The sequence below is a fragment of the Mesorhizobium sp. 2RAF45 genome (assembly GCF_052115225.1).
Lineage (GTDB): Bacteria > Pseudomonadota > Alphaproteobacteria > Rhizobiales > Rhizobiaceae > Mesorhizobium > Mesorhizobium jarvisii.
In genome coordinates this window covers 1-6,831 of the sequence record NZ_JBFRGG010000030.1, presented here as the reverse complement: position 1 = coordinate 6,831, position 6,831 = coordinate 1, and the positions used below count along the sequence as shown (strand labels likewise).

Below are 6,831 nucleotides of genomic sequence, written 5' to 3'. Positions count from 1 at the left end.
TGCGCTCGCCCGCAAGCTGCTCGTCATTCTCAATGCAAAAGCACGCGACGCGAGTGACGAATTCGCAAATGCAACTTGACACCTCAGATAGTCGCTCATCCGTCTCGGCGCTGCGCGCCGATCCACCTTCCCCACAAGGGGGGAAGGAAAAAGCCGGCGCTACACCAGCCCGCGCTTCACCATCATCGCTTCCGGCGAAGGCATCTTGCCGCGAAACGCCGTGTACAGCTCTTCCGGATCCTTCGAGCCGCCGGCGGCGTAGATGTTCTTGCGCAGCCTTTCGGCCAGTGCCGGGTTGAAGGGATCGCCGGTTTCCTCGAAGGCGGCGAAGGCATCGGCGTCCAGCACTTCCGACCACATGTAGGAATAGTAGCCGGCCGAATAGCCGTCGCCCGAGAAGACATGGCCGAAATGCGGGGTGCGGTGGCGCATCGCGATAGTGTCGGGCATGTCGAGTTTTTCCAACGTTTCGGCTTCGAAACGAAGCGGCTCGAGCGGAGCATCGGGCCGGGCGTGATAGGCCATGTCCATCAGGGCGGAAGACGTGAATTCCACCGTGGCGAAGCCGGCGCCGAAGGTCCGCGTGGCCAGCATCTTGTCGAGCAGCGCCTTCGGCATCGGCTTGCCGGTCTTGACGTGCAGCGCGTGCTTTTCAAGCACCGCCGGCACCGTCAGCCAATGCTCGTAGAGCTGCGAAGGCAGTTCGACGAAATCGCGGCTGACCGAAGTGCCCGCAACCGACGGCCAGGTGACGTCGGTCAGCATGCCGTGCAGCGCGTGGCCGAATTCGTGGAACAGCGTCTTGGCCTCGTCGACCGACAGCAGGGCCGGCTCGCCTGCCGGCGGCTTGGCGAAGTTCATGATATTGTAGATCACCGGCTTCGAGCCGTGGCCGAGTTTATAGCCGGACTTCAGCGCGCTCATCCAGGCGCCGGAACGCTTCGAGGGCCGCGCGAAATAATCGGCGAGGAACAGTGCGCGCTCGCTGCCATCGGCGTTTTTCACAACGAAGACGCGCGCATCCGGGTGCCAGGCGGCGATGCCCTTTCTCTCCTCGAAGGTGATGCCGAACAGTTTGGTCGCGACGTCGAAGCAGGCGTCGATCACCCGGTCGAGCTGCAGATAGGGTTTCAGTTCCGCCTCATCGAAAGCGAATTTTTCCGCGCGCAGCTTCTCCTGGTAGAAGCGCCAGTCCCAGGCGGCGAATTTCTCGTTGCTGCCGGCTTGCGCCGCCAGCCGCTCCAATTCCTTCTGGTCGGCGGCGGCCTTTTCCAGCGCCTTTTCCCAGACCGGATCGAGCAGGTCGTGCACCGCCTTCGGCGTCTTGGCCATGGTGTCGTCGAGCTTCAGCGCGGCAAAGGAGGCGTAGCCGAGCAGCCTGGCCTTTTCGGCGCGCAGCTTCAGCATGTCGCGCACCACTTCGGTGTTGTCGCTGGCGCCGCCATTCTGGCCGCGCATGGTGAAGGCTTTGAAGGCGATCTCGCGCAGGTCGCGGCGTTCCGAGAAGGTCGTGAACGGCTCGTAGATCGAGCGCGACAAAGTGACGGCGTAACGCCCCTTCTGGCCGCGCATCTCGGCCGCCTCGGCCATCGAACTTTTCAGGAAATCCGGCAGACCGGCAAGGTCAGCCTCGTCAAGAAACAGCGCCCAGTCGCGCTCGTCGGCCAGCACGTTCTGGCCGAAAGCCGTACCGAGCGACGACAGCTCCTCATTGATCCTGGCAAGCCGCTTCTTGCCTTCGGCATCGAGCTGGGCGCCGGAGCGGACGAAACCCTTCCAGGTCTTCTCCAGCACCCGCAGGGTCTCGGCGTCGAGGCCGAGGTGCTCGCGGCGCTGGTAGAGGTCGTCGATGCGGGCAAACAGCTTCTCGTTCATCGAGATCGCCGAAAAATGCCTGGACATCTTCGGCGAGATGTCGCGCTCCAGCGCCTGGATGGTCTCGTTGGTGTAGGCGCCGGCGCGGCACCAGAAGATCGACGAGACATGATCCAGTGCCTCGCCGCCAAGTTCCAGCGCGGCAAGCGTGTTCTCGATGGTCGGCGCGTCCTTGTTGCCGGCCATCGCATCGATCTCCGCCTCATGCGCCTTCAACGCCGCGTCGAAGACCGGGGAAAAATCGCCGTCACCGATATGGGCAAAATCGGGCAGGCCGAGCGGCCCCTGCCACGCGGTCAGCGGATGGGCGGCGAGGTCGACGGTTTTCGTGGAGGGCATGAAGGGTCCTTCGCTGGCGTCAAGGAGGAGGGTGTCACCGATGTAGGACGCGGTCCGCGTGCCCGCAATATGGCAGTTGGCCGACCCGCCTCAATAGGCTTCACAGTTTTCGGCGATGGCCGCCTGCGAGCTGGCGGTGATGCGGTTGTCGGTCACCGCGAAGGTTTCCTGCATCAGCATGTCATTGTCGGGGAAGTCGTAGCAGGCGATCACCGTGGTGACGCCGCCTTCGCTCTTCTCGATGCGGTGGCGGATCGCGGCACCGGCAACCGCGCCTTTCCATTCGTCGAGCGCGGCGATGAATTCCTGCTTGCTCTGGACGACGCCGAGGTCTTCGAGCTTGATGCGGACGTCGTCGGCAAGCAGGTCGGCGAGTTCGGTGCGGTCGGCGACCAGCAGCGCAGAATACCAGCGGCTGATGATGGCGCCGTCATCGGCGCGCGCGGCAACGATCGCTATCAGCAATGCGGCGGCGGCGAAGACGACCGGCCGGACGTTCCTCACCGGGCGCGCCTTACCGTTCATTCCAGCACCGGCCGCTCGAAATCGCCGGTCTCCTTGTTCATCACCCAGAGCTCACCGGTCGAAATGTCGAACCAGGCCCCGTGCAGCGACAGCCGCCCCTTGCCCTCGAGGATCGAGACACAGGGAAAGGTCCGGAGGTTGGCGATGGAATAGCGGATCGAGATGCGTTCAAGCGCTGTCTGGCGCTCGGCCGCCGTCATGAAGGTGCTGGAAGAGACCGTTTCGGCGGCGGGCGCGATCAGGCTCATCCATTTGCCGATGAAATCGCCGGGAGACAGCGGCGCGGCATTGGGGTCGAGCGCGGCGCGGATGCCGCCGCAGCGGCCATGGCCCATGACGACGATGTTCTTGACCTTGAGGCTCTGCACCGCGAATTCGAGCGCCGCCGAGGTCGAATGGAACTCGCCGTCCGGTTCGTAGGGCGGCACCAGATTGCCGACATTGCGCAGCACGAAGAGTTCGCCCGGCCCCGCGTCGAAGATCGCTTCGGGGGCCGCGCGGGAGTCGCAACAGGCGACGATCATCGTTTCCGGGGCCTGCCCCTCGCGGGCGAGCTCGCGATAGCGGCCGCTCTCGGTGAGGTAGCGGCCATTCATGAAATTGCGATAGCCGGCGAGGAGGTGTTCGGGAAGATGAGGCATGGGCGGCTAAGGCCTTTCCGGGGTTGGAGGCGGCAGCTCGTTGCGGTCGAGAAAGCCTCTAGCGGCAAAAGCCTGTTACGAGCAATGCAGAATTGTGGGGTCTGGCCATAAACGCCATGCACATAGGCGGGACGTCCGCCGACATTGTCATGCCCAGATGGCGACCGGTATGCCAAAACCGTCAGCGAGTGGCGGGTTGGGAAATGGCTTCGCGCTGCCGCTGGCGATGCGGCCGGCGATCAGCATCATGACCGCCGCATCGAGGAAATCGTCGGCGGTCGCGCCACGCGGCGGTGGCTGGTCGAGGAAGTCCTTGGCATAGCCGTGCCGGCACAGCAGCGCCTTGCGCTCCGCCATGCCGGCCGGATTGACGCTGCCCTTGATCTTCTTGGGCAGCTGCATGGCCTGGTCGCCATTCAGGCGGCAGAAAGCGACTTCGGGATGCGATTCGAAGACGCGGCCGCGCAGATCGGGCCGCGCGATCAGCAGGGCGTCGATCTCGCGGATCTTCGAAAAGATGCCGAAGGCCTGTATCGAAACGCCGCGCGGCGGGTCGGATGTGGCCCTTGCCACCGCGCTTGCCCTGCGATGCGCGGCATACCAGGCTTCGATTGTGGTGAAATCGCTGGTGTCGGCATAGAGCGCGGCGCGGGACGGGATCGAAAACACGCTAGACTGGCGCGCGCCGAGCAGCGGCCTGACAAGTGCCTCCGGTCCGCGGCCGCCTTTGCTGGAGAATTCGGGCAGGCCGATCGGCATGTCGACGGCGACAACCGCGTCGCCGGGAGTTGCCGCGAGCAGCGCCGCGAAACTGGGAAAGATTTCAACCGATGGCGCTGAACCGGGGTTACGAGGTGTCGAACCGGGGTTACGAGGTGTCGAACCGGGGTTACGAGGTGTCGAACCGGGGTTACGACGTATCGAACCGAGTTCGCGCCGCACGGCGATCCAGCCGGCCTTGCAGCCGTCGGCGCCGACGAGTACGGCCCCGGCCGAAGTCACGCCCGGCGATCCCGTCCCGGATGCGTGAGATGGCGCAGCTGCACCATGGCCATCGGGTGCGACAGGCTCTGCGCATCGGTTTCGAGCTGCAGCTCGTCGCCGCCGCGTTTTGCCGTGCGCGCCAGGATCTCGTAGACCGCCGCGGTGGTCGATTGCAGCGCCTTGATCGGTGGTTGGCCGGAAAGGATGCGGGCGAGGTAGACGGCCGCCGTCAGATCGCCCAGGCCGTTCGGCGGCTTGTCGATCAGGCGATGTTCGGCCAGCAGCGCCTGGGTGCCGTCGAGAAGCAGATTGCCGGTGCCGCCAATCATCATCGATTGTGCCGAGGTGACCAGCATTGTCGACGGCCCGGCGTGGAGTGCTGCCGCGATCACCGATTTGAGGTCTGGCAGCGGCGCGCCGGCCATCCATTCCAACTCATAGCGGTTGGGCGTGGCGATGTCGGCGATCGGCATCAGCCGGTCTCGCATGGCGGCGGCGGTGGGCTCAGGCACGTAGAGCCCGCCGGAATCGCCCATCACCGGATCGCAGATATAGACGGCATCAGGCGTCCTGGCCTTGACCGCGGCGACCAGCGAGGCGACGGCCTCGGCCTGGCCGGCCTCGCCGAGATAGCCCGACAGAACCGCGCCGACCTCGCCCAGCCATGGCGCGCGCTCGAGGTCGGCCATCAGCGCCTTGAACTGGTCGAGCGGCGGCACGATGCGCGTCGCGCGCCCATGACCGGGATGCCAGGGCAGGATGATCGTCGGAACCGCCCAGACTGGAAAGCCAAGTGTTTCGAGCGCAAAGACGGCAGCGCGGTTGCCGACCGAACCACGGGCGACATGGCTGGAAATGACGATGACCGCACGCGGCGCGTCGGGTTTTTCGGCGCTCATTGTCTTTTGATTCCTAGCTGCCCCGGGTGAGGAAAAGCACGAGCCAGACCATCAGGCCCAGCGCCAGAAGCAGGCCGAGTATCCTGCCAATGCGCGTGCCCCAGACCTCGATCGGGTCGGTGCGGTCGGCGTCGGCGGCGGCGACATGGTCGCGCACGCCTTTCGTCGTCCGCGCCACGAAGGAGGCGCCCGCCGGATCGGTCTCCTGCGCGACGCGCTCGAGGATGCGGCGCGATTCCCTGTCGCTGTCGTGGCGTTGCGCCATGATGATGTCCCGTTTTGACCGGACCTTATCGCGTTCGCGCGGCCAATCACAGGGCCTTGCGGCAAGGCGATGGATGCCGTCGCTGGTCCAGAGGCCGAGGCCGTTTTCTTGCGCGCCGATTGTGGTAATGCTTCGCATGCAACTTCTATCGAGGGACCCCATCATGCTTGCCCAGCGCCTTGCTCGCCCATCGCCATTCCGCACGCTGCCCGCCTTCCTGATGATGGCAATCGTCCTGCCGCTGCTTGCCGGCTGCGGCTACAACACGATCCCGACGGCGGAGGAAAACGCCAAGGCGGCCTGGAGCGAGGTGCTGAACCAGTATCAGCGCCGCGCCGACCTCATCCCCAATCTGGTCGAGACGGTCAAAGGCTATGCCTCGCATGAAAAGGACACGCTGGACGCGGTGGTCGAGGCGCGCGCCAAGGCGACGCAGATCACGGTGACGCCGGAAACGCTGAAGGATCCCGAAGCCCTCAAGAAGTTCCAGGATGCCCAGGCCGGGCTGACCAGCGCGCTGTCGCGGCTGATTGCGGTGTCGGAGGCCTATCCCGACCTTAAGGCCAACCAGAATTTCCTGGCGCTGCAGGCGCAGCTCGAGGGCACCGAGAACCGCATCGCGGTGTCGCGGCGCGACTACATCCAGGCGGTCAGGGACTATAATCTGACGCTCAAGACCTTCCCGTCGGTGCTGTGGGCTACCTTCTGGTTCCGCGGCAACGAGCCCTTCGCCAACTTCACCGTCGACGAAGACAAGATGCAGCCGCCGAAGGTCGATTTCGGCACGAAGCAGGGCGGGTGAACGATCAAATTAGCGGGTCTGGTCCTTGTTGACCTTGAGTTCCGTCACACCCCCCTCTGTCCTGCCGGACATCTCCCCCGCAAGGGGGGAGATCAGCTGTCGTTTCGGCTTTCGCCAATTTTCGGCGTATGAAGGTTTGGGCCGACGGCAAAGCTGCCAATCTCCCCCCTTGCGGGGGAGATGGCCGGCAGGCCAGAGGGGGGTGCGAAGGAACGCCGCCCTCAATTTTCTTGGCCCGCTTTTCCTCCTTGTCTTCTTCCTCCCCCTAACTGCCCTCGCCGCCGATCTCCCGGCGCTTACCGGCCGCGTCGTCGACAATGCCGGCATCATCGATGCCGGCACCAAGGCGGCACTGACACAAAAACTCGCCGACTTCGAGACCAAGGGCTCCGACCAGATCGTCGTGGCGACGATTCCCAGCCTCGACGGCGAGGAGATCGAGCCCTATGCCAACCGGCTGTTCCGCTTCTGGAAACTCGGCCAGGCCGGCGAGAACAACGG

Annotated in this window: 8 protein-coding genes; 2 read left to right on the top strand and 6 right to left on the bottom strand. The window is 64.8% G+C overall.

What is annotated here, in order from left to right:
* Positions 1–159 precede the first annotated feature (159 nt).
* From AB4Z43_RS33375 to AB4Z43_RS33350, 6 genes are all read right to left on the bottom strand, one after another.
* A complete protein-coding gene (locus AB4Z43_RS33375; RefSeq protein WP_441940977.1) occupies positions 160–2,214 on the bottom strand; it encodes a M3 family metallopeptidase in 2,055 nt (684 codons plus the stop codon).
* A 90-nt stretch (positions 2,215–2,304) separates the two neighbouring features.
* Positions 2,305–2,739 (bottom strand): hypothetical protein, encoded by a 435-nt coding sequence (locus AB4Z43_RS33370; protein WP_019861898.1) that lies wholly within the window; start codon positions 2,737–2,739, stop codon positions 2,305–2,307.
* Positions 2,736–3,380: a carbonic anhydrase gene (locus AB4Z43_RS33365; protein ID WP_038650395.1), complete on the bottom strand. Its 645-nt coding sequence runs from the start codon at positions 3,378–3,380 to the stop codon at positions 2,736–2,738. Before AB4Z43_RS33365 ends, AB4Z43_RS33370 begins: the two co-directional genes overlap by 4 nt.
* A 147-nt stretch (positions 3,381–3,527) precedes the next feature.
* Positions 3,528–4,382, bottom strand: coding sequence for a DUF429 domain-containing protein (locus AB4Z43_RS33360; RefSeq protein WP_441940974.1), 855 nt, complete (start codon positions 4,380–4,382; stop codon positions 3,528–3,530).
* Positions 4,379–5,263: a pyridoxal kinase PdxY gene (gene pdxY / locus AB4Z43_RS33355; RefSeq protein WP_038650394.1), complete on the bottom strand. Its 885-nt coding sequence runs from the start codon at positions 5,261–5,263 to the stop codon at positions 4,379–4,381. The genes AB4Z43_RS33360 and pdxY overlap by 4 nt, the downstream gene beginning before the upstream one ends.
* A 13-nt stretch (positions 5,264–5,276) precedes the next feature.
* Complete coding sequence (locus AB4Z43_RS33350) at positions 5,277–5,528, bottom strand: hypothetical protein (protein ID WP_027047520.1); 252 nt, start codon at positions 5,526–5,528, stop codon at positions 5,277–5,279.
* A 163-nt stretch (positions 5,529–5,691) separates the two neighbouring features.
* On the opposite strand from AB4Z43_RS33350, the gene AB4Z43_RS33345 reads away from it, so the two are divergent.
* Positions 5,692–6,330 (top strand): LemA family protein, encoded by a 639-nt coding sequence (locus tag AB4Z43_RS33345; RefSeq protein ID WP_019861892.1) that lies wholly within the window; start codon positions 5,692–5,694, stop codon positions 6,328–6,330.
* 202 nt (positions 6,331–6,532) lie between these two features.
* Positions 6,533–6,831, top strand: a 299-nt coding sequence (locus AB4Z43_RS33340; RefSeq protein ID WP_441940971.1) for a TPM domain-containing protein, incomplete at its 3' end; no start/stop codon positions are given.